This is a genomic window from Lacisediminihabitans profunda (genome assembly GCF_008040105.1).
GTDB lineage: Bacteria > Actinomycetota > Actinomycetes > Actinomycetales > Microbacteriaceae > Lacisediminihabitans > Lacisediminihabitans profunda.
In genome coordinates, this window is record NZ_VRMG01000005.1 from 758,736 (window position 1) to 783,961 (window position 25,226).

The 25,226-nt window shown below is 69.7% G+C and carries 23 protein-coding genes; 19 read left to right on the forward strand and 4 right to left on the reverse strand.

Annotation, left to right across the window (positions count from 1 at the left end; translation table 11 throughout):
• The first annotated feature begins 39 nt into the window (after positions 1 to 39).
• The 5 genes from FVP33_RS08120 (at position 40) to FVP33_RS08140 (ending at position 3,157) form a co-directional block, all read left to right on the forward strand.
• Entirely contained in the window at positions 40 to 504 is a 465-nt protein-coding gene (locus tag FVP33_RS08120; RefSeq protein ID WP_187270619.1) for a DapH/DapD/GlmU-related protein, read from the forward strand.
• Between the two features lie 184 nt (positions 505 to 688).
• Positions 689 to 1,114, forward strand: coding sequence for a hypothetical protein (locus FVP33_RS08125; protein WP_147783082.1), 426 nt, complete (start codon positions 689 to 691; stop codon positions 1,112 to 1,114).
• An 80-nt stretch (positions 1,115 to 1,194) separates the two neighbouring features.
• On the forward strand, positions 1,195 to 1,827 hold the full coding sequence (locus FVP33_RS08130; protein WP_147783083.1) for a hypothetical protein: 633 nt from the start codon (positions 1,195 to 1,197) through the stop codon (positions 1,825 to 1,827).
• Between the two features lie 50 nt (positions 1,828 to 1,877).
• Positions 1,878 to 2,513 (forward strand): hypothetical protein, encoded by a 636-nt coding sequence (locus FVP33_RS08135; RefSeq protein ID WP_222706651.1) that lies wholly within the window; start codon positions 1,878 to 1,880, stop codon positions 2,511 to 2,513.
• Positions 2,510 to 3,157, forward strand: a complete 648-nt coding sequence (locus FVP33_RS08140; protein WP_147783085.1) for a hypothetical protein — start codon at positions 2,510 to 2,512, stop codon at positions 3,155 to 3,157. Before FVP33_RS08135 ends, FVP33_RS08140 begins: the two co-directional genes overlap by 4 nt.
• Positions 3,158 to 3,160: 3 nt before the next feature.
• Here the strand turns inward: FVP33_RS08140 and FVP33_RS08145 are convergent, their stop codons facing one another.
• Positions 3,161 to 3,847, reverse strand: a complete 687-nt coding sequence (locus FVP33_RS08145; RefSeq protein ID WP_147783086.1) for a response regulator — start codon at positions 3,845 to 3,847, stop codon at positions 3,161 to 3,163.
• Positions 3,844 to 5,487 (reverse strand): sensor histidine kinase, encoded by a 1,644-nt coding sequence (locus FVP33_RS08150; RefSeq protein ID WP_187270620.1) that lies wholly within the window; start codon positions 5,485 to 5,487, stop codon positions 3,844 to 3,846. The genes FVP33_RS08145 and FVP33_RS08150 overlap by 4 nt, the downstream gene beginning before the upstream one ends.
• A gap of 155 nt (positions 5,488 to 5,642) precedes the next feature.
• Between FVP33_RS08150 and FVP33_RS08155 the strand changes: the two genes are divergently transcribed.
• The 4 genes from FVP33_RS08155 (at position 5,643) to FVP33_RS08170 (ending at position 9,839) form a co-directional block, all read left to right on the forward strand.
• Complete coding sequence (locus FVP33_RS08155; RefSeq protein WP_147783088.1) at positions 5,643 to 7,013, forward strand: cation:dicarboxylate symporter family transporter; 1,371 nt, start codon at positions 5,643 to 5,645, stop codon at positions 7,011 to 7,013.
• A complete protein-coding gene (locus FVP33_RS08160) occupies positions 7,010 to 7,852 on the forward strand; it encodes an HpcH/HpaI aldolase/citrate lyase family protein (RefSeq protein WP_147783089.1) in 843 nt (280 codons plus the stop codon). The genes FVP33_RS08155 and FVP33_RS08160 overlap by 4 nt, the downstream gene beginning before the upstream one ends.
• 140 nt (positions 7,853 to 7,992) lie before the next feature.
• Positions 7,993 to 9,177, forward strand: coding sequence for an LLM class flavin-dependent oxidoreductase (locus FVP33_RS08165; RefSeq protein WP_147783090.1), 1,185 nt, complete (start codon positions 7,993 to 7,995; stop codon positions 9,175 to 9,177).
• Entirely contained in the window at positions 9,174 to 9,839 is a 666-nt protein-coding gene (locus FVP33_RS08170; protein WP_147783091.1) for an FMN reductase, read from the forward strand. Before FVP33_RS08165 ends, FVP33_RS08170 begins: the two co-directional genes overlap by 4 nt.
• A gap of 12 nt (positions 9,840 to 9,851) precedes the next feature.
• Here the strand turns inward: FVP33_RS08170 and FVP33_RS08175 are convergent, their stop codons facing one another.
• The gene (locus FVP33_RS08175; RefSeq protein ID WP_147783092.1) at positions 9,852 to 10,601 is read right to left on the reverse strand and encodes an AMIN-like domain-containing (lipo)protein; all 750 of its coding nucleotides are present in this window, start codon (positions 10,599 to 10,601) and stop codon (positions 9,852 to 9,854) included.
• A 224-nt stretch (positions 10,602 to 10,825) separates the two neighbouring features.
• Here FVP33_RS08175 and FVP33_RS08180 point away from each other — a divergent pair, with 224 nt between their 5' ends.
• The 6 genes from FVP33_RS08180 (at position 10,826) to FVP33_RS08210 (ending at position 19,171) form a co-directional block, all read left to right on the forward strand.
• Positions 10,826 to 11,260, forward strand: coding sequence for a VanZ family protein (locus tag FVP33_RS08180; protein ID WP_246142232.1), 435 nt, complete (start codon positions 10,826 to 10,828; stop codon positions 11,258 to 11,260).
• 767 nt (positions 11,261 to 12,027) lie between these two features.
• The gene (locus FVP33_RS08190; RefSeq protein WP_147783093.1) at positions 12,028 to 14,289 is read left to right on the forward strand and encodes a polyribonucleotide nucleotidyltransferase; all 2,262 of its coding nucleotides are present in this window, start codon (positions 12,028 to 12,030) and stop codon (positions 14,287 to 14,289) included.
• A 112-nt stretch (positions 14,290 to 14,401) separates the two neighbouring features.
• Complete coding sequence (locus tag FVP33_RS08195) at positions 14,402 to 15,586, forward strand: hypothetical protein (protein ID WP_147783094.1); 1,185 nt, start codon at positions 14,402 to 14,404, stop codon at positions 15,584 to 15,586.
• Positions 15,587 to 15,750: 164 nt separating this feature from the next.
• Positions 15,751 to 16,875 (forward strand): pyruvate dehydrogenase (acetyl-transferring) E1 component subunit alpha, encoded by a 1,125-nt coding sequence (pdhA, locus tag FVP33_RS08200; RefSeq protein ID WP_147783095.1) that lies wholly within the window; start codon positions 15,751 to 15,753, stop codon positions 16,873 to 16,875.
• Entirely contained in the window at positions 16,872 to 17,903 is a 1,032-nt protein-coding gene (locus tag FVP33_RS08205; protein ID WP_147783096.1) for an alpha-ketoacid dehydrogenase subunit beta, read from the forward strand. Before pdhA ends, FVP33_RS08205 begins: the two co-directional genes overlap by 4 nt.
• Entirely contained in the window at positions 17,900 to 19,171 is a 1,272-nt protein-coding gene (locus tag FVP33_RS08210) for a dihydrolipoamide acetyltransferase family protein (protein WP_147783097.1), read from the forward strand. Before FVP33_RS08205 ends, FVP33_RS08210 begins: the two co-directional genes overlap by 4 nt.
• A 66-nt stretch (positions 19,172 to 19,237) precedes the next feature.
• Here the strand turns inward: FVP33_RS08210 and FVP33_RS08215 are convergent, their stop codons facing one another.
• Complete coding sequence (locus tag FVP33_RS08215) at positions 19,238 to 19,834, reverse strand: SACE_7040 family transcriptional regulator (protein WP_147783098.1); 597 nt, start codon at positions 19,832 to 19,834, stop codon at positions 19,238 to 19,240.
• 118 nt (positions 19,835 to 19,952) lie between these two features.
• On the opposite strand from FVP33_RS08215, the gene FVP33_RS08220 reads away from it, so the two are divergent.
• Genes FVP33_RS08220 through FVP33_RS08235 form a run of 4 tightly spaced genes read left to right on the forward strand, consistent with a single transcriptional unit; the run spans position 19,953 to position 24,878 of the window.
• Positions 19,953 to 21,560: a carboxyl transferase domain-containing protein gene (locus tag FVP33_RS08220; RefSeq protein WP_147783099.1), complete on the forward strand. Its 1,608-nt coding sequence runs from the start codon at positions 19,953 to 19,955 to the stop codon at positions 21,558 to 21,560.
• 5 nt (positions 21,561 to 21,565) lie between these two features.
• Positions 21,566 to 23,593 carry an acetyl/propionyl/methylcrotonyl-CoA carboxylase subunit alpha gene (locus FVP33_RS08225; protein ID WP_147783100.1) on the forward strand — a complete coding sequence of 676 codons (2,028 nt, stop codon included), beginning with the start codon at positions 21,566 to 21,568 and terminating at the stop codon, positions 23,591 to 23,593.
• A complete protein-coding gene (locus FVP33_RS08230; protein ID WP_147783101.1) occupies positions 23,590 to 24,075 on the forward strand; it encodes a MaoC family dehydratase in 486 nt (161 codons plus the stop codon). The genes FVP33_RS08225 and FVP33_RS08230 overlap by 4 nt, the downstream gene beginning before the upstream one ends.
• Positions 24,072 to 24,878 (forward strand): HpcH/HpaI aldolase/citrate lyase family protein, encoded by an 807-nt coding sequence (locus tag FVP33_RS08235; protein WP_147783102.1) that lies wholly within the window; start codon positions 24,072 to 24,074, stop codon positions 24,876 to 24,878. Before FVP33_RS08230 ends, FVP33_RS08235 begins: the two co-directional genes overlap by 4 nt.
• The last annotated feature ends 348 nt before the right edge of the window (positions 24,879 to 25,226 follow it).

Below are 25,226 nucleotides of genomic sequence, written 5' to 3' on the forward strand. Positions count from 1 at the left end.
GATTGCGCGGTCACGCCTCGAGCAGTGAAGGAGGTCCCAGTGGGAAGAGTGAATGAAGAAGTCGAAGACTCCACCGGGACGGTAGTGAAGTATCGGCGCCACGCCAACGGCAGCGGACTGGTTTCGCCCCGAGCGCGTGTGCAACCGGGCGCTTTCGTCTCGTCGACCGCCTACGTGGAGGCAGACGCCCGCGTCGGTGACGGATCGTCGATCGGCGCCGGAAGCTGGATCGACCAGGGCGTGACGATTGGCGAGCGCGTGTTCGTGGGACAGAACGTGCATGTCGGGCGCGACAGCACGGTGGGCAGCGGAGCCAGACTGGGCAGCCACTCCCGGATCGGCAGCAACGTGCACATCGCGAGCGGCGCGCGCATCGAGCCGGACGCAGTTGTTGCGGATGACGCGGTGATCAGCGCCCCGACTCGTCTGGAGCGCGCCCCCGGGCAGCTTCGTCGCCGCGTGCCCGGGCGATCGAGCCGGTATTCGGCGGACGAGGCCGCCTAGCCTTCGCGGTGGGGCCTGCGCGGTTGGCGGCGCGGCATCCGCCCGTCCGTCGTTCCGAAATCCATGCAATCCGCGTCGATTTGCGGCGCGTCGCGCAGGGGAAGCCGGCGTGTCGCGAGCGATGCATGGATTTCGGAAGGGGGATCGGCCGGGGAGCGGGGGTCGCTGTGGATAGCATCGTGACATGGCTTTCTGGAATCGCGACGAAGACACCTCCCTGCCCAAAGGCGATCGGGGGGCCGGATCGTTCAGCAATTACAAGTACGACCTGATTCCCTCGAATGGCCGAGTCACCCTCCGACTGGCGAACAGCAACCCGCACCAGGACGAGATCGCGAAGGTGCTCGAGAGCGGCGCGGAGGGCATCGAGACCGCCATCTCGCGGCGGAGCCCGGAGGATGAGCGCACCGACGCGCCCCTCGTCATCCGGCTGTTCGCCGGCGGCCGGGTGACGGGCGTCGTCGGAACGGTGCCGCGGGGTCTCGAGGCGGTCGTCGATGAGGCCCTCAGCCGGCTGGAGAAGCGCGGCGTGAAGGTGCGGATTCCCGCGAAGGTCGTGAAGACCCGCGACGGCCTGAGGGTGGACCTTCTGATGGGCCAGACCCGCTGATGGGCCAGTCCCGCTGATCGGCCAGCCCCGATAGGGCATTCCGGCCCGCGACACGCGCCGGACGGTGCGAGAATTGCTGTATGGCACGGTCGCGCCGATGGGCCGCGACGCTGGCCCTTCTCGCCGGCGCTGTACTTCTCGCTGGGTGTGCGACCGCCTCCACCCGGGAGGTCGTCTCGCAACAGGACCGGCATCGCATCGCGTCGGAGATCATCAACTCGAACTGGTCGACGGTGGCAGACGAGTTCCCGGGCACCGAGCAGCCCGTCGTCGTGATCACTCGGACGATCCCCGACGAGGCCTGGGCCGGGACGATCGTGGCCTGCCTTCGCGACAGTGGTTTCAGCGCCATCGTGCTGCGTGACGGCCTCACCTACACCGCCCCGCCCGACTTCTCGGCCGCCCGGGTGGCGGTCTCCCTCTATGTCTGCAACACCTCGACCCCGACGGTGACCGAGGTGACGCGGTACCTCAATCGCCCACAACTCGACGCCCTCTACCGCTACTACGTGGGGTCGGTGCGCCCGTGCCTGCTGGTGGCCGGGGCGCCGTCGAGCCCACCGCCCGACTGGTTCGCGTTCGTCACGGGTGCCTTGAGCAAACCGATCTGGCACCCGTTCGACCTGGCCTGGCGGGCGTTGCCCGACCCCGTGGTCCGCTACCTCGAGCAGCGCTGCCCTCCCGTGCCGCCGTGGCTCGACCTCGGGCGGTGACGGCGCCCCGGTTCCCTCGAGGCGATGGCGAACCAGTGCGACACTGGAGCATGGTCTTTCGGGGCTGGGTTCCGCGTGGTGTGGCGCTCGCGGCATCCGTGCTGCTCCTCGCCGGGTGCTCAGGGGGGCCGGCGACGTCCCCGCTCAGCCAGGCGGACCGGGTGAGCATCCGGACCGAGCTCCTGGATGCCCGCTGGCAGAGTGTGACCGACCAGTACCCGGAGGCGTTGCGGCCGAGGCTCTCGATCGCGCCCACCGTGCCCGACCACGACTGGCCGGCAGCCGTGATCGTCTGCCTGCATCGGCTCGGGTTCGTCGCGGTGCAGTCGGGCGGCGGCGTGGAGTACCGCAACGGCCGCGGAAAGACGCCGCTGGAGTACGCGGTGGCGCTGTATACCTGCGAGGGGAGCCATCCCGCGGAGTCCGCGGTCGCCGCCCGCCTGGGGCCGCGGCAGTCGGCGTCGCTCTACGGGTACTACCTCAACGTGGTGCGGCCGTGCCTCCTGCTCGCCGGTGCGCCCTCCCCGGCCTCTCCCGACCGATCGGCGGTCGAGAGCCTCGCCGGCCTCGCGGGGTGGAATCCCTACCAGGTGATCTGGACGAGCGGCGTCCCGGCCAGCCGGCTCGACTACCTGGAGCGACGCTGCCCGCCGGTGCCCGCGTGGCTCGACCTGGGCAGCGGATGACCGGCCGGCGTCGTGCACGGCTCGGCCCGCTGGTGGCCGCCGCCCTGGTGGCCGCTCTGCTTGCGGGCTGCGCCCCGGCGGCGGCGCGCTCACCGGTGAGCGCCGCCGACCTGCATCGCGTGCGCCAGACCTACATCGACGCCGCCTGGGCCGGTGTCACGCATGGGCACCCGGAGGCTCTGCGCCCCCGGGTGCCGGTGACGAAGGTCGTGAGCGACTGGAACTGGCTGCGATCCCGGGTGGGCTGCCTGCGCGCAGCCGGTCTGAAGGCCACGCTGTCCGGTGACGGGTCGAGCTACAGCCTCAGCTCCACGGTCGGCCAGACCACACTCGAGGTCGCGATAACGAACTACAACTGCGCGGCGCAGTTCGCGCCGGTCAGCACCTTCAGTTCCGGCCTGCCGCAGAATGACTACAGGTCGCTTCGCTCCTACTTCGTCGGCTTCGTGCGGCCGTGCCTGCTCGCCTCCGGGCTGCCCTCTCCCGCTCCGCCGGGGCGCGCCGCCTTCATCTCCGGCGACAGCCAGGGTCGGTTCTGGAATCCCTACGAACAGGTGTGGCTCGGCGGACTTCCGGATGCCACGATCGACTACTTCGAGCAGCGCTGCCCGCCGGTGCCGTCCTGGCTGGCACTCACGCGCTGAGACTCAGCCGGCCCAGCGGTACTCGAGCTCCGGCCGACCGGGGGTGCCGTACCGCGGGGACCGGGTGACCTGGCCGGCCTCGGCGAGGTGCTCGAGGTAGCGGCGAGCAGTCACCCGTGAGAGGTGGAGCGGCTCGGCAAGTTCCGCGGCGGAGAGTGCCCGATCCGCGCTCCGCACATGCTCGAGAACCGCCTCGAGTGTCGCGCCGGCGAGCCCCTTGGGAATGGGCAGGTCTACCGGGGAGCGCAGGGAGGCGATCATCCCGTCCACGTCCGACTGGGTGGCCGACGACGACGCCGCCTCGAGCCGCCGCCGATAGTCGAGATAGGTTCCGAGCTTGGCGGCGAAGGTGGCGAAGCTGAACGGCTTGATCAGGTACTGCACGATGCCGACCGAGATGGCGGTGTGCACCACCTCGATGTCCCGCACCGCGGTGATCGCGATGATGTCAACGGCGACCCCGGTGGCGCGGAGCCGGCGGGCGAGGTCGATTCCGCGGCCGTCCGGCAGGTTCATGTCGAGCAGCACGAGGTCGATCGGGCCGCCACCAGGGGCGGCCCTGATCGCCGCGAGCGCCTCGGTGAGGGAGGCGACGACACCCGCCACCTCGAAGCCGTCGAGGCGGCCGAGGTAGGCGGCATGGGCCTCGGCGGTCAGGGCGTCGTCCTCCACGACGAGCGTGCGGATCACGAGCCGGCCGAATCGTCGGCCGAGGCGGGGATCTGCGCCACCGCGATGGGCCAGCGGGCGCGGAATTCGGTGGCCGAGCCCGGCAGCAGTTCGATGGTGCCGCCGTGGATCTGCAGCACCTGGCGGACGACCGCCAGCCCGAACCCCCGTCCGGTGGCGCCAGCCGGCTTGGTGGAGAATCCCGGGGAGAAGATGCGCTCGCCGAGGGCGTTCTCGACCCCGCGTCCGCTGTCGCTCACGGTGAGCTCCACGCAGCCGTGTTCGTGATTGGTGCCGAGGGTCACCCTCACCCACGGCGCGGCGGAGCCGGCGGCCGCGGCATCCATCGCGTTGTCGACGAGGTTGCCGACCACCGAGACGAGATCCGCCGGGTCCATCGCCGAGGGGGCGAGGTTCTGCTCGATCTCGAGGCGCAGTTCGATGCCGCGCTCGCCGGCCTGGGTGGACTTGCCCAGCAGCAGCGCGGCGAGTGCTGGCTCGTTGACCGCACCGACGACGTCGTCGGCGAGCGACTGGCTGAGCTGCACCTGATGGGCGATGAGGTCGATCGCGTCCCTCGTGCGACCGAGCTCGAGGAGCGAGACCACCGTGTGCAGCCGGTTGGCGTACTCGTGGGTCTGCGATCGGAGGGCGTCGCTCAGCGTGCGAACCGACTCGAGCTCGCCGGAGAGCCGCTGCACCTCGGTGCGGTCGCGCAGCGTCATCAGCGTGCCGACCGAGGCGCGGGTCGAGCCGCCGGGCGGTGTCGCCGACTCCTGGTTCACCACGAGCACCCGGTGGCCGGCGACGTGCGACTCCTCGACCGCCCGCCGCCCGCTCGTCACCAGGGTGGCGATGGTCGGAGGCAGGTCGAGCTCCGTCGACGTCCGGGGCTGCAGGTCGTTCGTCACGGGCGGAAGGCCGAGCAACTCGGCGGCCTCGTCGTTGTAGAGCACCACCCGTCCGGTGGCGTCGGCGAGGATGAGTCCCTCGCGCACCGAGTGGAGCACCGACTCGTAGTAGTCGACCATGCGCGACAGCTCGGACGGTCGCATCGAACCGGTCATGCGGCTGAGCAGGCGCCGGGCGGCGAAGGCTCCGATGCTGCCGACGATCACCAGCAGCGCGGCGGCCCCGATCACGAACGGGATGCGCGGGGCGAGGGACGCGGCCACATTGGTGACGGTCTCTCCCGCCGCCACGATCCCGATCACCGTGCCGTCGACGACCACGGGGACCACCGAGCGCACCGACGGCCCGAGGGTGCCCGTGTAGGTCTCGGTCAGTGTCTTGCCGCGCTGCGCGAGGGAGATCGTGCCGATGAACTTCTTGCCGATCTCGGCGGGATTCGGATGCGTGAAGCGTGTGCCGGTGGGGTCCATGATCGTCACGAAGTCCACGCCGGTCGATCGCATCACCCGCAGTGCGAATGGCTGCAGTTCGGCGCTCGGATCGGGGGACCGGACGCCGGAGACGACCACGGGGTCCGTCGCCAGGGTGTTCGCGACGGCGAGCGTCACCCGGCCGGCGTTCTCGTTCGCGGAGTCGCGCAGGCTGAGCCACAGCACGAGGGTGAGGCACCCGCTCAACACGATCACGGCAGCGAGCTGCACGGCGAAGACGCGGCTCGCAATGCTCCACCGACTCGCCAGTCGCACCATGCCCACCTCGCCGTGTTCGCCGGACCGTGTCGATCGATCCGTGCCGTGATCAGTATGACCACAAGTAGTACCGCGCCACCCGAGGGACAAGGCTAACGCCATCGCCACGAACCGTGGTCGGGCACAAAGACGTTCCGATTGAATAGGACAAGCACATGGCACACAAGCTGGGCGCCCTTCGGCGCATGGATCGAAACCACTACCTCTACATCGCGGTCATCGTGGCCGTCGTGGCCGGGGCAATCGTCGGCCTCGCCGCCCCGGAATTCGCCAAGACCCTCGACCCGATCGGCAAGGGCTTCGTCGCCCTCATCAAGATGATGATCGCCCCGGTGATCTTCTGCACCATCGTGATCGGCGTCGGGTCGATCGCCAAGGCGGCGACCGTCGGCAAGATCGGCGGCCTCGCGATCGGCTACTTCACGGTCATGTCCACCTTCGCGCTCGGGATCGGGCTCGTCGTCGGCAACATCCTGCACCCCGGTACCGGGCTCAACATCGCCTCCTCGAGCTACACCGCGGTGGGGGAGGCCGTGAGTGGAACCGATTTCGTGCTCGGCATCATCCCGACGACGCTCTTCTCGTCGTTCGTCTCCGGCAGTATCCTGCAGGTGCTTCTCGTCGCCCTGCTCGTCGGATTCGCGTTGCAGGGCCTCGGCTCCCGAGGCACCGCCGTGCTCGAGGCCGTGAAGAGCCTGCAGGCCGTGGTCTTCCGCATCCTGAGCATGGTGCTCTGGCTCGCCCCGCTCGGCGCGTTCGGGGCGATCGCCGCGGTGGTCGGCAACACCGGCGGCGGCGCGCTGGTGAGCCTCGCGACACTGCTCGTGGGCTTCTACATCACCTGCGCGGTGTTCATCATCGTGATCCTCGGCGGACTGCTGCGTCTCGTGACGGGCGTCAACATCTTCGCCCTGATGAAGTACCTCGGCAAGGAGTACCTGCTCATCGTCGGCACCTCGTCGTCCGAGGCCGCGCTGCCGAGGCTCATCGCCAAGATGGAGCACCTGGGAGTGTCGAAGTCGGTCGTGGGGATCACCGTCCCGACCGGCTACTCGTTCAACCTCGACGGCACCGCGATCTACCTCACGATGGCGTCGCTGTTCATCGCGAACGCCATGGGGACCCCGCTGGCCCTCGGAGAGCAGATCGGTCTGCTCGCGTTCATGATCATCGCCTCCAAGGGCGCCGCGGGAGTCACCGGGGCGGGACTCGCCACGCTCGCCGGCGGCCTGCAGACCTACCGGCCGGACCTGGTCAACGGCGTCGGCGTGATCGTGGGCATCGACCGCTTCATGTCCGAGGCGCGCGCCGTGACCAACTTCACCGGCAACGCGGTGGCGACGGTGCTGATCGGCCGCTGGACCCGCCAGATCGACGCGGAACAGGTGCGGCTCGTGCTCGCGGGCTCGCGACCGTTCGACGAGGCGTCGTTGGCGGGCGCACACGAGCCGGCCTCGACGACCGCGGAGCTTGCAGCGATCGTCGACTCGAGCGCCGTGCCCGTCGCCGACCGGGCCGGGCGATGACCCGAGCTCTCGGCGGCCAGGCGGGCACCACCGAAAGGGTGGTGCCCGCGCGGCTCGCGCGATCCTGGCACCTCGTCTCGGCCCTGCGGCTGGACGAGGCGCACGGATCGCTCGCGGACTCGATCGTCATCGATCTCGAGGACGCGGTGCCGGCGGCGCAGAAGCCGGGGGCTCGGGAGGCTGCCGCCGGCTGGCTCGCCACCGGGTCGGCCTGGGTGCGCGTGAACGACGCCACCTCGGGCGAATGGAGGGCGGACCTCGCCGCCGTCTGCCGGGTCGCCTGCCTCCGCGGGGTCATGCTCGCCAAGGTCGAGACCCCGGAGCAGATCGAGGCGACCGCCGCCGGGCTGCCAGCCGGCACGCGCATCGTCGCCCTGATCGAGAGCGCGCGGGGCCTCGAAGCGGCCGCGGACATCGCGCGGTCGGCCGGCACCTTCCGGCTCGCGTTCGGCTCAGGGGACTTCCGCCGGGACACCGGCGTCGGGGACGACCCCCTCGCCCTGGCCTACGCACGGTCTCGGCTCGTCGTGGCGAGCGCCGCGGCCGGCATCCCGGGGGCGATCGACGGTCCGACCATCACCGAATCGCCGGACGCCCTGACGGCGGCCGCCCGGCACACCCGCACCATGGGGCTCACCGGCAAGCTCACGTTGCGCGGAGACCACGCTGCGCTGATCAACGACGCGCTGAGCCCATCGGCCGACGAGCGCGAGTGGGCGGCCGGGCTGCTGGGGAGCGCGCCGAGCCGTGACGCCAGGGACGGCAGCTACCTTCCCATGCTCGCGCGGGCGAGATCGATCGTCGCGCTGGCCTCGGCATTCGGTCCGCTCGCTTCCTAGAATCGGCGTCTACGTCGCGGTTCGCGCCGCCGACTGGGGTGCGGGAATAACTCTCCCGTGTGCCCCGTTGAGTAGGCTATTCATGCAAATGCATGGAAAGCGGATGAGCTCCGCGCGCGAGAACAGGACTGGACAGCAGCATGCAATTCGGAATCTTCACCGTCGGCGACCTCACGACGGATCCCACCAACGGTTCGACTCCCTCCGAGCACGAGCGCATCAAGAACATCCTGACCATCGCCCAGAAGGTGGAAGAGGTCGGCCTGGACGTCTTCGCGCTCGGTGAGCACCACAACCCACCGTTCGTGCCGTCGAGCCCGACCACCATGCTCGGCTACATCGCGGCGAAGACCGACCGCATCATCCTCTCCACCTCCACGACTCTCATCACGACCAATGACCCGGTGAAGATCGCCGAGGACTACGCGATGCTGCAGAACATCGCGGACGGCCGCGTCGACCTCATGATGGGTCGCGGAAACACGGGGCCGGTCTACCCCTGGTTCGGCAAGGACATCCGCGAGGGCATCCCGCTCGCGATCGAGAACTACGCGCTGCTGCACCGCCTGTGGCGTGAGGACTACGTCGACTGGCAGGGCAAGTTCCGCACGCCCCTCCAGGGCTTCCAGTCGACCCCGCGCCCGCTCGACGGGGTGCCGCCCTTCGTCTGGCACGGCTCCATCCGCAGCCCGGAGATCGCCGAACAGGCCGCCTACTACGGAGACGGCTTCTTCGCGAACAACATCTTCTGGCCGAAGGAGCACTACATGCGCCTCATCGGCTACTACCGTGAGCGCTTCGAGCACTACGGGCACGGCACGGCGAGCCAGGCGATCGTCGGTCTCGGCGGGCAGGCGTTCATGCGTAAGAATTCGCAGGATGCCGTCAACGAGTTTCGGCCCTACTTCGACGAGGCCCCCGTCTACGGGCACGGCCCGTCGCTCGAGGAGTTCACCGAGCAGACGCCGCTCACCGTCGGGAGCCCGCAGCAGGTGATCGACCGCTACGCCGGGATGCGCGATCACTTCGGCGACTACCAGCGCCAGCTGTTCCTCATGGACCACGCCGGACTCCCGCTCAAGACGGTGCTCGAACAGCTCGACATCCTCGGCGCAGAGGTCGTGCCGGCGCTCCGCAAGGAGTTCGCCACGAACCGCCCGGCGAACGTGCCGGACGGCCCGACGCACGCGGCGCTCGTCGCCGCCCGCGCCGCCGCCGCGTCCGCGTCATCCGCTCCCGCGACATCCGCTTCCGTGTCGTCCGCTTCTGCATCGTCCGCTTCTCCGGAGGTTTCGGCGCTTTCGGCGAACGAGGTGCGGTCATGACCGCGTTTGAGGGCGGGAACTCCGGAGAAACGCGGGTCACGCGCCGGATCGCGGTGATCTCGGCCGGGCTGAGCCAGCCGTCGTCGACTCGGCTGCTCGCCGACCGGATCGCGCAGGCGACGGTTCGGCGGCTCGTCGAGCTGGGCGTGGATGCGACGGTCGACGTCGTCGAGCTTCGAGACACGGCCCAGGATGTGACCAACAACATGCTCACGGGCTTCGCCAACCACAAGCTCGAGGCGGTCATCGAGTCGGTGACGAGCGCCGACGGCCTGATCGCCGTCACGCCCATTTTCACCACGAGCTACAGCGGGCTGTTCAAGTCGTTCATCGACGTGCTCGACCCGCAGTCCCTCACCGACATGCCGGTGCTCATCGCGGCCACCGGGGGCAGCGAGCGCCACTCGCTCGCCCTCGACTACGCGATCCGGCCGCTGTTCAGCTACCTGCACGCGTCGACCGTTCCGACGGCCGTCTACGCGGCGTCGAGCGACTGGGGCACTGGGGCGGATGCCGCCACCAGTTCCCTTCCCGAGCGAATCGAGCGGGCGGCAGGCGAGCTCGCCGCGCAGGTGCGCGACTCCGACCGATCGAGCCGGGTGCAGGATCCGTTCGCACTGCCGGCCGGGTTCAGCCCGATCGGGGCGTACGGAGCGCAGTAGCGCATCGCTGGGTCAGCGCCAGCGGCTGCCGTCCACCTGGACGGCGACCACGTACAGGTGCTGGCCCAGCTCGATCTTCTCGACCTCGTAGACCCGGAGCGGAACGCGAACGCCCGCGTCTGCCGACCCGCCGATGCCGATCCCGAAGGTGAGCGTTCCCTCGAAGTCGCCCGCCGGTGCCCAGCGCGAGATGGCCTTGTGGCCGATCGCCGTCTGCGGCTTGCTGACGACCGTCGACTGGCCGTTCTCGTCGTGCGCCTGGGCATCGCGGAAGACCACCCGCAGGATGGACCCGGCCCCGGGAAGGGGAACCGGATTGCCGCTGCCGTCCATCGAGAGCTGGCTCACGTAGTCGATCGTGTAGCTGGGGAATCCGCCCTTGAAGCGGAAGCTCAGCTGGTCGTAGGGCGGCGCATCATTCGGATGCGTGCCCTCGCCGATCTGGTAGAGGTACGGAACGGGCGGCAGGGGTGGTGAGGCGATCGGTGGGGTCACCGGGTGGCTCGCCGAACAGACGGCGCTCGGCGACGGCACTCGCCAATCGCACCCGATCCTCGACGCGATGACGTGGTCCCCGGCCTGGGGCTGGGCCGTCTCATCGCTGTCCGGCGCCGACGAGTTGGACGGCGCCGGGCTCGACGGCCCGGTGGTCGGCGCCTGGGACTGGCTGCCGCTCGGCGCGGGAGCCGGTTGCACGCAGCCGGCGAGCAGGACCAGCAGCGGCGCGAACAGGAGGACGGCGGTGCGACCGCGATGAAACATTTCTGGCCCCTCCCTCGAGAGCGTCTATGGTGAGGCTAGGTCTCCGCTCGACCCGGCGGAGTGCCGAAGGTCCCGCGGTGCAGCCGCGCCCGGTGGTGGTTCGGCCCCGCCGTGGCACCGGCGCGCGATGCCTCATCTTGTCCCGTGATCGAACGGTGCCCGCCGCTGCCGGCCCGGATCGAGGGTGACCGGGACCGTTCAGAATGGCCGGGCATGATGGGGGGATGTTCCGCCGTCATCCGCTGCTCACCCTGGTGACTCTCGCCTACCTCGCATTCGTGGGTTGGGTGACGCTCGGACCCCAGCCGATCGGGTCCGGCAACGACGCGTGGCTGTGGCGGCTGCTGCGGTTCTTCTCCGGTCACGAGCTCACGAGCTGGCTCACCTACTCGCGGGTGGAGTTCCTCGCGAACGTGGCCATGTTCATCCCGATCGGGGTCTTCTTCCTTCTGCTCTTCGGCCGGCGCCTGTGGCTTCTCGGCGTGGGGGCCGGAGTGGTGCTCACCCTCGCGATCGAGGGCGCGCAGCTCTTCATCCCGGGTCGGGTGTCCGACCTGCGCGACATCGCGGCCAACTCTCTCGGCGCCCTCGTCGGCGTGGTGGCGGCGCTCGTGATCACCGCTCCCGCCGCCCGCCGCCTCCGCCGACAGCGCGCCTGAGGGCGTCGAGCACCCTCGGTCGCGGTTGCGCACCAGGTCGAGGGGGGCGCACTCGAACCAGGCTCCGGCCGCCGGCCCTCCGTTGCAGGTGCCGTCGCTCGCGCCTGGTTCGAGAGCACCGTGTCGAGCTTTCCGATGCGGAGACGACGCCCGGGTTTCGGCCGAGGGCCACTGCGCCTCCCGACACGCGTTTCTCCGGAGGTTTCCTGCTGCGGGGGTCCGAATCCGGCGGAAAGGGCAACTTTTCGGCAAGATTTCACGAAACCTCCGGAGAAACGCGTGATGGGAGCGGATGTCGCGGGTGGGACGGCGCCCTCGGGTCGCGATCGGCCCGGTGCCGATCCGGCTGGCGGCCGATCCGATCGCCTCGGCCGCCCAGCCCCTCGCCCGCGAGCGGCGACGCGCCCCGGCCGAATGCTAGGCCGCGAGAACTCGGCCTGATAGCATGGACGAGGTTGTCTGGTGTGTCGTTCCCTCTCAGGGACGGGCGCCGGCAGCCACGGAGCAGGCCGGCAAGAAGCTGGTCAGTAGTGGTGACGTTCTGAACTCGCCGTCCGAGTCTTGTTGGTCGAGGCCGGGTTCAGCGCCTTTCTACTGTTGACCAGAGCTGTGTTCGCGAGTGAAGACTCCGGACACGCCGCCAAAGCGACACCGGGCACCCATCGATCGATGATGTGGCCCGAGCGCCCCTTTCTGCTTATCTCCTGCTCCTAGACGAGTCGCCTCCCATGCGGGGAGACGACGTAAAACAAAGGAGAAACCCCCCAATGGAGGGTCCAGAAATCAAATTCGCCGAAGCCGTTCTCGATAACGGCAAGTTCGGCACGCGCACCGTGCGCTTCGAAACCGGTCGTCTCGCCCAGCAGGCCCAGGGAGCAGTCGCTGCCTACCTCGACGAAGAGACCATGATCCTCAGCGCCACCAGCGCTGGCAAGCACCCCCGCGAGGGCTTCGACTTCTTCCCCCTGACGGTGGATGTCGAAGAGCGCAGCTACGCCGCCGGCAAGATCCCCGGATCGTTCTTCCGCCGAGAGGGCCGCCCGTCCACCGAGGCAATCCTCGTCTGCCGCCTGATCGACCGCCCGCTGCGCCCGACCTTCGTCGAGGGCCTGCGCAACGAGGTGCAGATCGTGATCACCGTCCTGGCCATCGCGCCGGACGAGTTCTACGACGCCCTCGCCATCAACGCGGCCTCGCTGAGCACGCAGATCTCCGGTCTGCCGTTCTACGGGCCCATCGGCGGCATCCGCCTCGCCCTCATCGGCGACCAGTGGGTTGCCTTCCCGAAGTACAGCCAGCTCGAAGAGGCCGTGTTCGACCTCACCGTCGCCGGTCGCCTCACCACCAACGACAACGGTGAAGAGGATGTCGCGATCATGATGGTCGAGGCCGAGGCCACCGAAGGAAGCTGGGACCTCATCAAGGCCGGCGCGACCAAGCCGGACGAGACCGTCGTCGCCCAGGGCCTCGAGGCGGCGAAGCCGTTCCTCAAGCAGCTCATCAAGGCCCAGCTCGAGGTCGCGGCCCAGGCCGCCAAGCCGATCCAGGACTTCCCGCTGTTCCCGCCGTACGCCCAGGCCACCTACGACTCCGTCGCCGGTCTCGCCTACGACGACCTCAAGGGCGTGTACCAGATCGCCGACAAGGTCGAGCGCCAGAACGCCGACGACGCCCTCAAGGATCGTGTCAAGGGACACATCGCCTCCGAGGTCGAGGCGGACCGCCTGCCGGCATCCGCTCTCTCCGAGGTCTCCGCGGCGTACAAGTCGGTCAGCAAGAAGGTCATGCGCACGCGCGTGCTCACCGAGGGCATCCGCATCGACGGCCGAGGACTCAGCGACATCCGTGCCCTCGACGCGGAGGTGCAGGTCATTCCTCGCGTTCACGGTTCGGCGATCTTCCAGCGCGGCGAGACCCAGATCCTGGGCGTCACCACGCTGAACATGCTCAAGATGGAGCAGCAGATCGACTCGCTCGCTCCGGTGAAGAAGAAGCGCTACCTGCACCACTACAACTTCCCGCCGTACTCGACCGGTGAGACCGGCCGCGTCGGATCGCCGAAGCGTCGCGAGATCGGGCACGGCTTCCTCGCCGAGCGCGCCCTCGTGCCGGTTCTGCCGCCGCGCGAGGAGTTCCCCTACGCGATCCGCCAGGTGTCCGAGGCTCTCGGCTCCAACGGCTCGACGTCGATGGGTTCCGTCTGTGCCTCCACCCTCTCGCTGCTCAACGCCGGTGTGCCGCTGCGCGCGCCGGTCGCGGGCATCGCGATGGGGCTCATCTCCGACGAGGTCGACGGAGTGACGCGCTACGCGGCGCTCACCGACATCCTCGGCGCCGAAGACGCCCTCGGCGACATGGACTTCAAGGTCGCCGGCACGTCGGAGTTCGTCACGGCGATCCAGCTCGACACCAAGCTCGCCGGACTTCCGTCCTCCGTGCTCGATGGCGCGCTCAAGCAGGCGAAGGAGGCTCGCACCGCGATCCTCGCCGTGCTGAACGCCGCGATCGACTCCCCGGACGAGATGGCCCCGACCGCGCCCCGCGTGATCTCGGTGCAGATCCCGATCGACAAGATCGGCGAGCTGATCGGCCCGAAGGGCAAGACGATCAACCAGATCCAGGACGACACCGGAGCCGACATCTCGATCGAGGATGACGGAACCGTCTACATCGGCGCCGTCGACGGTCCGTCCGCCGAGGCGGCTCGCGCGGCGGTCAACGCCATCGCGAACCCGCTGAACCCCGAGGTCGGCGAGCGGTTCCTCGGAACCGTCGTCAAGATCGCGACCTTCGGTGCGTTCGTCTCGCTCACCCCCGGCAAGGACGGCCTGCTGCACATCAGCGAGGTCCGTAAGCTCGCCGGTGGCAAGCGCGTCGAGAACGTCGAAGACGTGCTCGCCGTCGGCCAGAAGATCCAGGTCGAGATCACCAAGATCGATGACCGCGGAAAGCTGTCGCTCTCGCCGGTCGAGGCGGACGACGCCGAGATCGCCTCCTCCACCGAGGACGAGCCGGTTCCCGCGATCTAGTCCCAGCCATGACGAAGCCCGTCCCGCCTCCCGGCGGGGCGGGCTTCTTCGTCACGCGGCGCCTCGAATGATTTTCTCGAATTCGCCGGCGGAGGGGTCTAGCGTTGGCCGCATGACCAGACGCCCGCTTGGTGCGACCTCCGTCCTCGTCGCGGCCGCCATCGCCGTGGCGGGCGCGCTGCTGTCCGCCGCACCGGCCGAGGCCGCCGGCGCGCTCACGGTCAGCGTCACGATCGCCGTCGGCTCGACCCAGACGGCCGTCTCGGCCAATCCGGCCAACCCCACCCAGGTCGCCGTCGGGTCCCCGACCGAGGTCGTGACGGTGGCCAACGGCACGGCCGACACCTTCACCCTGACCGGCATCACCTCCCTTGCCCTCACGGCCTGTGACCGCACGGTGATCGCCCCCGGGGCGAGCGCGGTGTGCACCGGGCCCGTCACGGTGGCCGCCGGCCTCGCATCCCTGGCCTACGAGGCGACCGGTTATTTCGCCGCGGACCCCGCCGCCGTCGGCGTGCAGGCCTCCGTTCCCACCTCCCTCTTCGGGGTCGTCTACGACCTCCAAACCGTGTTCTTCGGCGATTTTCCGCCCCCGCTGGGAGGCTCGGCGCCGGCCTCGGATTCGCGCTTCCGCAGCCTGCCGCTCGGCTACTTCCTGGTCATGCACGTCGGCTTCGTCAACGCCTCGAACGTCGCCATCAGCGGGCTGACCCGCACGGGCCTCGCGACCGGCTGTGTACCCCTCCCGGCAACCCTCGCCGCCGGGGCGACCATCCCGCCGACCGACTGCACGTTCACGGCGCCGACACCGGTGACCTGGCAGGACCAGTCACCCTTCACGGTCGGGGCGACGGCGACCGGGGTGCTCGGCGACACGGTGACCAGCTCGGCGAGCCTCGTGTACGGTCCGGGCGAGGACGAGTGCAACACGACAGCGCCGACGGTCGGTCAGGGCGAACGTGTCACGGTGACGTGCTTCGGATTCCTGCCGGGCATCGATGTGGCGGCTACCCTCCACAGCGCGGCAATCCCGCTCGGGGTGAAGAACACCGGTCCGACGGGGGACTTCAGCTTCAGCTTCGTGGTGCCGGCGGCCCTCGACCCCGGATCCCACCGCGTGGAACTGTCGCTCAACGGGACGACGCTGACGATGACCGACCCCTTCACGGTGACCGCGAGTCTCGCCCCCACGGGCGCCGACGGCGGGCCGATGCTCGTCGGAGCGACCGGGGCGGTACTCGTCGGCAGCAGCCTCGTGCTGCTCGGCTTCCTCCGGCGTCGCCGACCGATCCGGTGAGCCGCGGGCCGTGGCGGTCATTGTGATTCCCAGCATTCAGCCGTAGCCTCGAAGCACTCCCGGCAATGTCGCCGGAGCGCAGGCGCCGGTCACAAGCCGATGCCTGTTGGAGAGGGATACACCAGTGGCTCACCCGCCGCGGTGGATCCAGATCGTGAGGCCCTATGTTGCGTCCATCCGCATCCAGTGACATCCGCAATGACATCCGCAGCACCGAGCTGCTCGTCCAACTATTGAATCCCGACGGCGACCGAGTCCCCGATCCGGAGTTCGACCACTGGGTTGCCGACGTCACCGGCGAGCAACTCCGCTCCCTCTACGAAGACATGCTCGTCGTCCGCCGAATCGACACCGAGGCGACGGCGTTGCAGCGCCAGGGCGAACTCGGACTATGGCCGCCGCTGCTCGGGCAGGAGGCCGCGCAGATCGGCTCGGCCCGGGCCCTGCGCGCGGACGACTTCGTCTTCTCCAGCTACCGCGAGAACGCCGTGGCCTACTGCCGCGGGGTGCAGATGGGCCAGTTGCTCGCCGTCTGGCGGGGCACCGCGCTCAGCGGGTGGAACCCGTTCGACGTGGGGATGGCGACCCCGGCCGTGATCATCGGGGCGCAGACGCTGCACGCCACCGGCTACGCGCTGGGCTGCCTGCAGGACGGGGTCGACTCCGTCGCGGTCGCCTACTTCGGCGACGGGGCGACGAGCGAGGGCGATGTGAGCGAGGCCATGGTGTTCGCCGCCAGCTTCCAGGCACCGGTGGTGTTCTTCTGCCAGAACAACCAGTGGGCGATCTCCGAACCGGTTGCGCTCCAGGCGCACCGTTCGATCGCGGACCGCGCACCCGGCTTCGGCATCCCGAGCCTGCGCGTGGACGGCAACGACGTGCTCGCGGTCATGGCCGCGACGAGGATTGCGCTCGACCGCGCCCGGAGCGGGGGCGGACCCACCTTCATCGAGGCCGTGACCTACCGCATGGGGCCGCACACGACATCCGACGACCCCACCCGGTATCGCGATCCGGCCGAGCTCGAGAGGTGGGCGGCGAAGGATCCGATCAGCCGGCTGCGCGCCTACCTCGAGCACGAGGGCCTGCTCACCGAGGAGTTCGAGGCGTCGGTGAAGGCGAAGACGGATGACGTGGCCCGGGAGCTGCGTGCAGCCTGTCTCGCCCTCGACCCGCCGCACGCCCTCAGCGTGTTCGACAACGTGTACACCTCGGCCCATTCGGTGCTCGAGCGGCAGAAGAGCCAGTACGCGGCCTACCTCGCGATGTTCGAGGAGGTGGCGGAGTGACCACCACAGCAGCGACGCCCACCGAGCTCACCCTCGGCAAGGCGCTCAACGCCGGCCTTCGCCGCGCCGTCGCCGAAGACGATCGCGTGGTGCTGCTCGGCGAGGACATCGGCAAGCTCGGGGGAGTGTTCCGGGTCACGGACGGGCTGCTCGACGACTTCGGACCCCGCCGCATCGTCGACACGCCGCTCGCGGAGTCCGGCATCATCGGCACGGCGATCGGACTGGCCTTCCGCGGGTTCCGCCCGGTCTGCGAGATCCAGTTCGACGGGTTCATCTACCCCGGCTTCGACCAGATCGTGGCCCAGGTCGCCAAGCTGCACTACCGCACGGGCGGAGCGGTGACGATGCCGATCACCATCCGCGTCCCGTTCGGCGGCGGCATCGGCGCCGTCGAGCACCACTCCGAGTCGCCGGAGGCGTACTTCGCCCACACGGCCGGGCTGCGGGTGGTGAGCTGCTCAAATCCTCAGGATGCCTACGACCTGATCAGGCTCGCGATCGCGAGCGACGACCCGGTGCTCTTCTTCGAACCGAAACGGCGGTATTGGGCCAAGGGCCCCGTCGACCAGGCGCTCGCCAACCCGCTGCCGCTCGAGAGCGCGCGCGTGGTGCGCGAGGGAACGGATGTCACCCTCGTGACCTACGGGCCGCTTGTGATGACCGCCCTCGACGCGGCGATCGCGGCCTCGGACGACGGGGTCTCGATCGAGGTCATCGACCTGCGTTCGCTCTCCCCGATCGACCACGCGACGATCGAGGAGTCGGTGCGCAAGACCGGTCGGCTCGTCGTCACGCACGAGGCCGCGCAGTCCGGGGGACTCGGAGCGGAGATCACCGCGAGCGTCACCGAACGCTGCTTCGACTTCCTCGAGGCGGCGCCAGCGCGCGTCACCGGATTCGACGTGCCGTACCCGGCCGCGTCGCTCGAAGACCACTTCCTGCCCGACCTCGACCGCATCCTCGATGCCGTCGACCGGGTGCTCGGCAGACGCAACTCTCTCACCGGGTGGAGCGCGGCGAAATGAGCGAACTCAGGGACTTCCGCCTCCCCGACCTCGGGGAGGGTCTCACCGAATCCGAGATCGTCGCCTGGCGCGTGGCCGTCGGCGACACCGTGGAACTCAACCAGATAATCGCCGAGGTGGAGACGGCGAAGGCGCTCGTGGAACTGCCGTCGCCCTTCGCCGGGGTGATCGGCGCGCTGTACGCCGAGCCCGGACAGGTGGTGCAGGTGGGCGCGCCACTCGTGGGCTTCGAGGCGGAGGAGTCGGCGGAGGTGCCGGCCCAGGACGCCGAGGCTCGGTCCCAGGCTCCGGATGCCGCGGCTCCCGTTCAGCGGGAGGCGGTGCTCGTCGGCTACGGGCCGAAGATCGACGGCGGGAGTCGTCCCCGGCGCAAGGCGCGCTCGGCCGGCTGGCTCGAACGGCCGGACACCGCCCACGACTCGCGTTCACATCGCCCGGCGCCGCCCCTGCGCAAGCTCGCGAGCGATCTCGGAGTGGACCTCGACGCCGTCACCGGTTCGGGCACGGGTGGCCTGATCACTCGGGACGACGTGCGCAGGCACGCCACGGCGCCGCCCGCGACGGCCGCGCGCGAGACCCGTACGCCGATCCAGGGCGTGCGCAAGCTCACCGCCCAGGCCATGGTCGCCAGCGCCTTCACGGCCCCGCACGCGACCGAGTTCCTCACCATCGACGTCACCCCGTCGATGGAGCTCCGCGAGCGCCTCAAGACGTCGAGCGCCTTCCGGGGCGAGCGGCTCACCATGCTCACCGTCGTGGCGAAGGCCGTCTGTCTGGCCGCTGCCCGCACCCCCGTCGTCAACTCGCGCTGGGACGAGAAGGCCGACGAGATCGTGCAGTTCGGTTACATCAACCTCGGCATCGCCGCGGCGACGCCGCGCGGTCTGATGGTGCCGAACGTCAAGGACGCGCAGGGCCTCGACCTCTTGTCACTCGCTCGGGCGCTCACCGCGCTCGTCGAGCGGGCCAGGGAGGGCAAGAGCACGCCGGCCGAACTCGGTGGAGGCACGATCTCGATCACCAACATCGGAGTCTTCGGCATCGACGCCGGAACTCCGATCCTCAATCCGGGGGAGGCGGCGATCCTCGCGATGGGCGCCGTGCGCCGCGCACCATGGGAGTACCACGACGCCGTGGCGCTGCGGCACGTGATGACCCTGAGCCTGTCGTTCGACCATCGACTCGTCGACGGGTCGGAGGCCTCGCGATTCCTCGCCGACGTGGGAACCATCCTGTCCGACCCCGGGATGCTCCTGACGATGGTGTGAGGGCCCGGCGAGGGTCAGCGTTGAAGTCGGCAGGCGCCGGGGCGTTGCTCGTTCGGGAGCGAGCCCTCAGCCGAGCAGCGCCCAGGCCATCTTCTCGAGCTCGTCGTGCATGGTCGAGCGGGGCAGCGACCGGCTGCTCGAGTGCGGAGTCGAGTTGAGCAGCCCGAACGTGGCATGGGCCCGCATCCGCAGCACGGCCGTGTCTTCCCCGGGACTCAGCCTGGCCAGCACGCCCACCCACAGCTCGACGTACCGGCGTTGCAGGGTGCGCACGGCGTGGCTGTCCTCGTCGGCCAGGCTCTCCAGGTCGCGATCCTGCACCCGGATCACCTCCGGATTCGAGAGCGCGAAGTCGGTGTGGAAGCGGATGAGCGCGCGAAGCGCGGCCGGGTCGTTCGCCGCGGCGTCGACGACGGCGAGCCCGCCGGCCAGCAGGTCCTCGCTCACCCCCACCAGCAGGGCGGCGAGCACGGACTGCTTTCCGCTGAAGTGGCGGTAGACCGCCGGGCCGCTGATCCCCACGGCGGAGCCGAGGTCTTCGATCGAGACGCCGTTGAAGCCGCGCGCCGCGAAGAGCCTCGCGGCCGCGGCGAGCAGCGCGTCGCGCCGGTCCGCCTTCGCCCGGCTGCGCTCGGTCGCCTGCTCTGCCGGAGCGTCGGCCATGGGTGTCCCTCTTCCGCGTGTCCCGCTCAACTATAGACATTCCCAGTTAATGGACGCTAACCTGATTTGAGTTAACGCGCACTAACCGAATTCGCGGTGGCGCACGAGGGACTCGTCGATGAAGACACTGAGCGACCGGCAGGACACCTCGAGCGCGACCTTCCGTCGCAACGACGCCGCCCAGCGGGCCCTCGTGGCGGACCTCCGCGAGCGGCTCGCCGTGGCAGCCGCCGGCGGCCCCCAGGCCTCCCGGGATCGTCACGTGGCGCGCGGAAAGCTCCTGCCGCGCGAGCGCATCGACCGGCTTCTGGATGAGGGCAGCCCCTTCCTCGAGATCGCGCCGCTCGCCGCCAACGGGTTGTACGACGACGAGTGCCCCGCCGCGGGAGTGATCGCCGGAATCGGCCTCGTGCACGGACGGCACGTGCTCGTGATCTGCAACGACGCCACGGTCAAGGGCGGCACCTACTACCCGATGACGGTCAAGAAGCACCTGAGGGCCCAGGAGATCGCCCTCGAGAACCGCCTCCCGTGCGTCTACCTCGTCGACTCGGGCGGCGCATTCCTCCCGCGGCAGGACGAGGTCTTCGCCGACCGAGACCACTTCGGCCGCATCTTCTTCAACCAGGCCAGGATGTCGGCGGCCAAGATCCCTCAGATCGCCGCCGTGCTGGGCTCCTGCACCGCGGGTGGCGCCTACGTTCCGGCGATGAGCGACGAGGCGGTGATCGTGCGCGGCCAGGGCACCATCTTCCTCGGCGGCCCTCCGCTCGTGAAGGCGGCGATCGGCGAGATCGTGACTGCGGAGGAACTGGGTGGGGGAGACGTGCACGCGAGGATCTCCGGGGTCACCGACCACCTCGCCGACAATGACGCGCACGCCCTTCAGATCGTGCGGGACATCATCGAGACGCTCCCGGCGCCGTCCGCTCCGGGCTGGGCGGTGCTGCCGAGCCGTGAGCCGGTCGCCGACGTGACCGAGCTCTACGGGGCGGTGCCCACCGATGTTCTCGAGCCGTACGAGGTGCGGGCCGTGATCGCCCGGCTCGTCGACGCGAGCGAGTTCCACGAATTCAAGAAGGAGTACGGCCAGACCCTCGTCACCGGCTTCGCGCACCTGCACGGGCATCCGGTGGGAATCGTCGCCAACGCGGGCGTGCTGTTCAGCGACTCCGCGCTCAAGGGTGCGCATTTCATCGAGCTGTGCGACCAGCGGGGTATCCCGATCGTCTTCCTGCAGAACATCTCCGGCTTCATGGTGGGCCGGGATGCCGAGGCGGGAGGCATCGCCAAGCACGGGGCCAAGATGGTCACCGCCGTCGCGACGGCGCGCGTTCCCAAGCTCACGGTGGTGATCGGCGGGTCGTTCGGCGCCGGCAACTACTCGATGGCCGGCCGCGCGTACTCTCCCCGGTTCCTCTGGATGTGGCCGGCCAGCCGGATCTCGGTGATGGGAGGGCCGCAGGCCGCGTCGGTGCTCGCGACCGTACGCCGGGAGCAGCTCGAGTCCCGTGGGGAGGAGTGGTCGGCCGACGAGGAGGCCGCCTTCACCGCCCCCATCCGCGAGCAGTACGAGACGCAGGGCAGCCCGTACTACTCCACCGCCCGCCTCTGGGACGACGGCGTGATCGACCCGGCCGACACTCGAACCGTGCTCGGCCTGGCCCTCGGGGTGTGCGCAAACGCCCCCCTCGGCGAGACCGCCTTCGGCCTGTTCAGGATGTGACCCCCGTGACCACTGCACCCGTCTTCGAAACCGTGCTCGTCGCCAATCGCGGCGAGATCGCCTGCCGCATCATCGGCACGCTCCGCCGGCTCGGCATCCGTTCGGTCGCCGTCTACAGCGATGCGGACCGGGGGGCGAAGCACGTCGCGCTCGCCGACCTCGCCGTGCGGATCGGTCCGGCCCCCGCACGGGAGAGCTACCTGAACATCGACGCGATCCTCGCGGCCGCTGCCGCCTCCGGGGCGCGGGCCATCCATCCCGGCTACGGCTTCCTCTCCGAGAACGCGGAGTTCGCCGAGGCGTGCGCCGCGGCCGGCATCGTCTTCGTCGGACCGGCGGTGGAGGCGCTCGAGATCATGGGCGACAAGATCCGGGCGAGAAAGCACGTCGCCGAGCACGGCGTCGCGGTGATCCCCGGCATCGCTGAACCAGCCCTCGGCGACGAGCAACTCACTAGCGCCGCCCGGTCGATCGGCTATCCGCTGCTCGTCAAGCCGTCGGCCGGCGGCGGGGGCAAGGGCATGGAGATCGTGCGCGATCCGTCCTCCCTTGCCGCGGCGCTCGCCACGGCGCGGAGGCTCGCCGGGGCCGCCTTCGGCGACGACACCCTGTTCCTCGAGCGCCTCGTGTCGCCGGCCCGCCACATCGAGGTCCAGGTGCTCGCCGACGGGGCCGGCAACGTCATCCACCTGGGCGAGCGGGAATGCTCGCTCCAGCGCCGTCACCAGAAGGTGATCGAGGAGGCTCCGTCCCCGCTGCTTGGGCAGGATGCCCGCGCGCGAATCGGTGAGGCGGCCTGCGCCGTCGCCAGGAGCGTCGGCTACACGGGGGTGGGAACCGTCGAATTCCTCGTCGGCAACGACAACGCGGACGAGGCGTTCTTCATCGAGATGAACACCCGGCTGCAGGTCGAGCATGGCGTGACGGAACTCGTCACCGGGGTGGACCTCGTCGAGTGGCAGCTGCGCGTCGCGGCCGGGCAGACGCTCACGCTGAGCCAGGGCGACATCCGACTCGACGGGCACGCGATCGAGGCCAGAGTCTACGCCGAGGACCCGGAACGCGGCTTCCTGCCGAGCACAGGGAGCGTGCTCGCCCTGCACGAGGCGACGGGCGCCGGCGTTCGCGTGGACAGTTCACTGCTGCTCGGCCTGGTCGTCTCCGCCGACTACGACCCGCTGCTGTCCAAGGTCATGGTCTGGGGAAAGGACAGGGCGACAGCGCTCGCCCTGCTCGACCGGGCGCTCGCCGACACCACCGTCCTCGGCGTCGGCACGAACATCGAATACCTGCGGCTGCTCGTCGCCGACCCGGACGTGCAGGCCGGTCGCATCGACACCGAACTCATCGATCGCCGCCTGCCCGAGCTCGCCTTCCAGCAGCCGGACGACGCGCTGTACGCCGCCGCCGCTCTGCTCGAGCACGCATCCCGATGGGACGCCGCGCCGACGGGACACGTGACCGAGCCCTGGACGCACCATGCCGGCTGGCGGATCGGCGAGCCGCGACCGAGCCGGTACAGCTTCACCGCCGCGGCGGGGACGGCCGTCGAAGTGTCCGTCGTCGGGCGGCCGGACGACGCCACCGTCACCCTCGGGAGCGTCCAGAGCGCGAGCCTGAAGGTGTCGGGCGACGGCCTCACCCTCGAGTTGGACGGAATTCTGCAGTCGTTCCGCTTCGCGCGGGACGGTCAGACCATCTGGCTCGGGCGGGGCGGCTTCTCCCGGGGGCTTCGCCTGCGGTCCCGCGAGGAACAGCTCGTGGCCGCCGTCGCCGTCGACGGGCCGCGCAGCCCGGAGGTGCGCACGCCCATGCCGGGTACCGTCGTCGGGGTCTCGGTGGCCAGCGGGGACACCGTCGAGGAGGGGCAGACCATTCTCGTGGTCGAGGCCATGAAGATGGAGCACCGGGTCACAGCAACAACGAGTGGCATCGTCACCGTGGCCGTCCTGCCGGGGGACGTGGTCAGATCCGACCAGGTCGTGGCCTCGGTAGTGTCGCAGGAACAGAGTGCAGGGGAGCAACCGTCATGACCGAGGAACGCCGCATCGTGGAGCAGCGCGGGCTCTACTTCGAGGAATTCGAGTTCGACGTGGTGTACCGCCACAGTCCGGGGCGCACCGTGACGGAGGCCGATAACGTTCTCTTCACGACCCTCACCATGAACACCCAGGCCCTTCATCTCGATGCGGCGTGGGCCGCCACGCAGCCGTTCGGCGAACGGCTCGTCAACTCGATGTTCACGCTCGCGACGATCGTGGGCGCCTCGGTCAGCCAGCTGACCCAGGGCACGATCGTCGCGAACCTCGGCTTCGGGGAGGTCACCTTCCCGCATCCGCTCGTTCATGGCGACACCCTGTACTCGGAGACCGTCGTTCAGGCCAAACGACTGTCGGCATCCCGGCCAGGCCAGGGGATCGTCACCCTCGCGCACACCGGCCGCAACCAGCGCGGAGTAGTCGTCGCGACGGCGCTGCGCTCGGCGCTCGTCTGGTGCGAGGGAGCCGAACGGTGACCTTCACAATGGGACCGTCCCTGCTGTTCTGCCCGGCGGACCGGCCAGACCGATTCGTGAAGGCCCAGGAGCGGGCGGATGCCGTGATCATCGACCTCGAGGACGCGGTGGCCCCGCGGAACCGCGCGGCGGCTCGCGAGGCGCTCATCGCCACCCCTCTCGACCCCGAGCGCACCATCGTGCGAATCAACCCGGCGTCCACCCCCGACTTCGTGCTCGACCTGGAGGCCCTCGAGCTCACCTCGTACCGAACGGTCATGCTCGCCAAGGCGCAGGGCGTGCGGGACCTCGACGACCTCGCGGGACTCGAGGTGATCGCCCTGTGCGAGACCGCCGCGGGCGTGCTCGCCGCGCCGGCACTCGCCGCCGCGCCGGAGGTCGTCGCGCTCATGTGGGGCGCCGAGGACCTCATCGTGTCCCTGGGCGGCTCCTCCAGCCGGCGAGCCGACGGAGGCTACCGCGACGTCGCGCGCCACGCGCGTTCGGCGGTGCTCCTCGCGGCGGCGGCGTCGGGGGTGGCGGCGATCGACGCGGTGTTCCTCGACCTGCCGAATCTCGCCGGTCTCGCCGACGAGGCGCGGGATGCCGCCGAGAGCGGCTTCGCGGCGACGGCCTGCGTGCATCCGAGTCAGGCCTCGGTGATCCGCGAGGCGTACACGCCGGACGACGAGCAGCTGCGGCGGGCGAGGGAACTGCTGGCGGCCGCCGAGAAGGAGTCAGGAGTCTTCCGCTTCGACGGGCAGATGGTGGACGGACCGATCCTCGGCCACGCCAGACGGCTGGTCCAGCGCGCCGGTCACTGACCGTACGTTCGGCCGTCGAATTGGCGAAGGGCCGCCCGGCACCCGAAGCCGGCGGCCCTCCTGTCGCCCGTTTAAAGTCGGCGCGAGACTGTGACGAAAACGCCGCGCGCTGTGGGCGGCGGTTCCTCGGATGCGGTGCGCATCCTCACGCCTTCGAACCTAGGCACCGGACCTTCGATTTGCCAGCGGACTCGAGGAATCCCCGGCAGCCGCAAAGGATTCTCCCAGCATTCGCCGTTTGTGCGGCGCGAATGATAACGATTCGGGCACGTAACGCACAATTCACTCGAGGTTCCGCGGTTTGTCACACGGCTGTCCTATGGTCGAAATCAGAGCGCTGGTTACCCG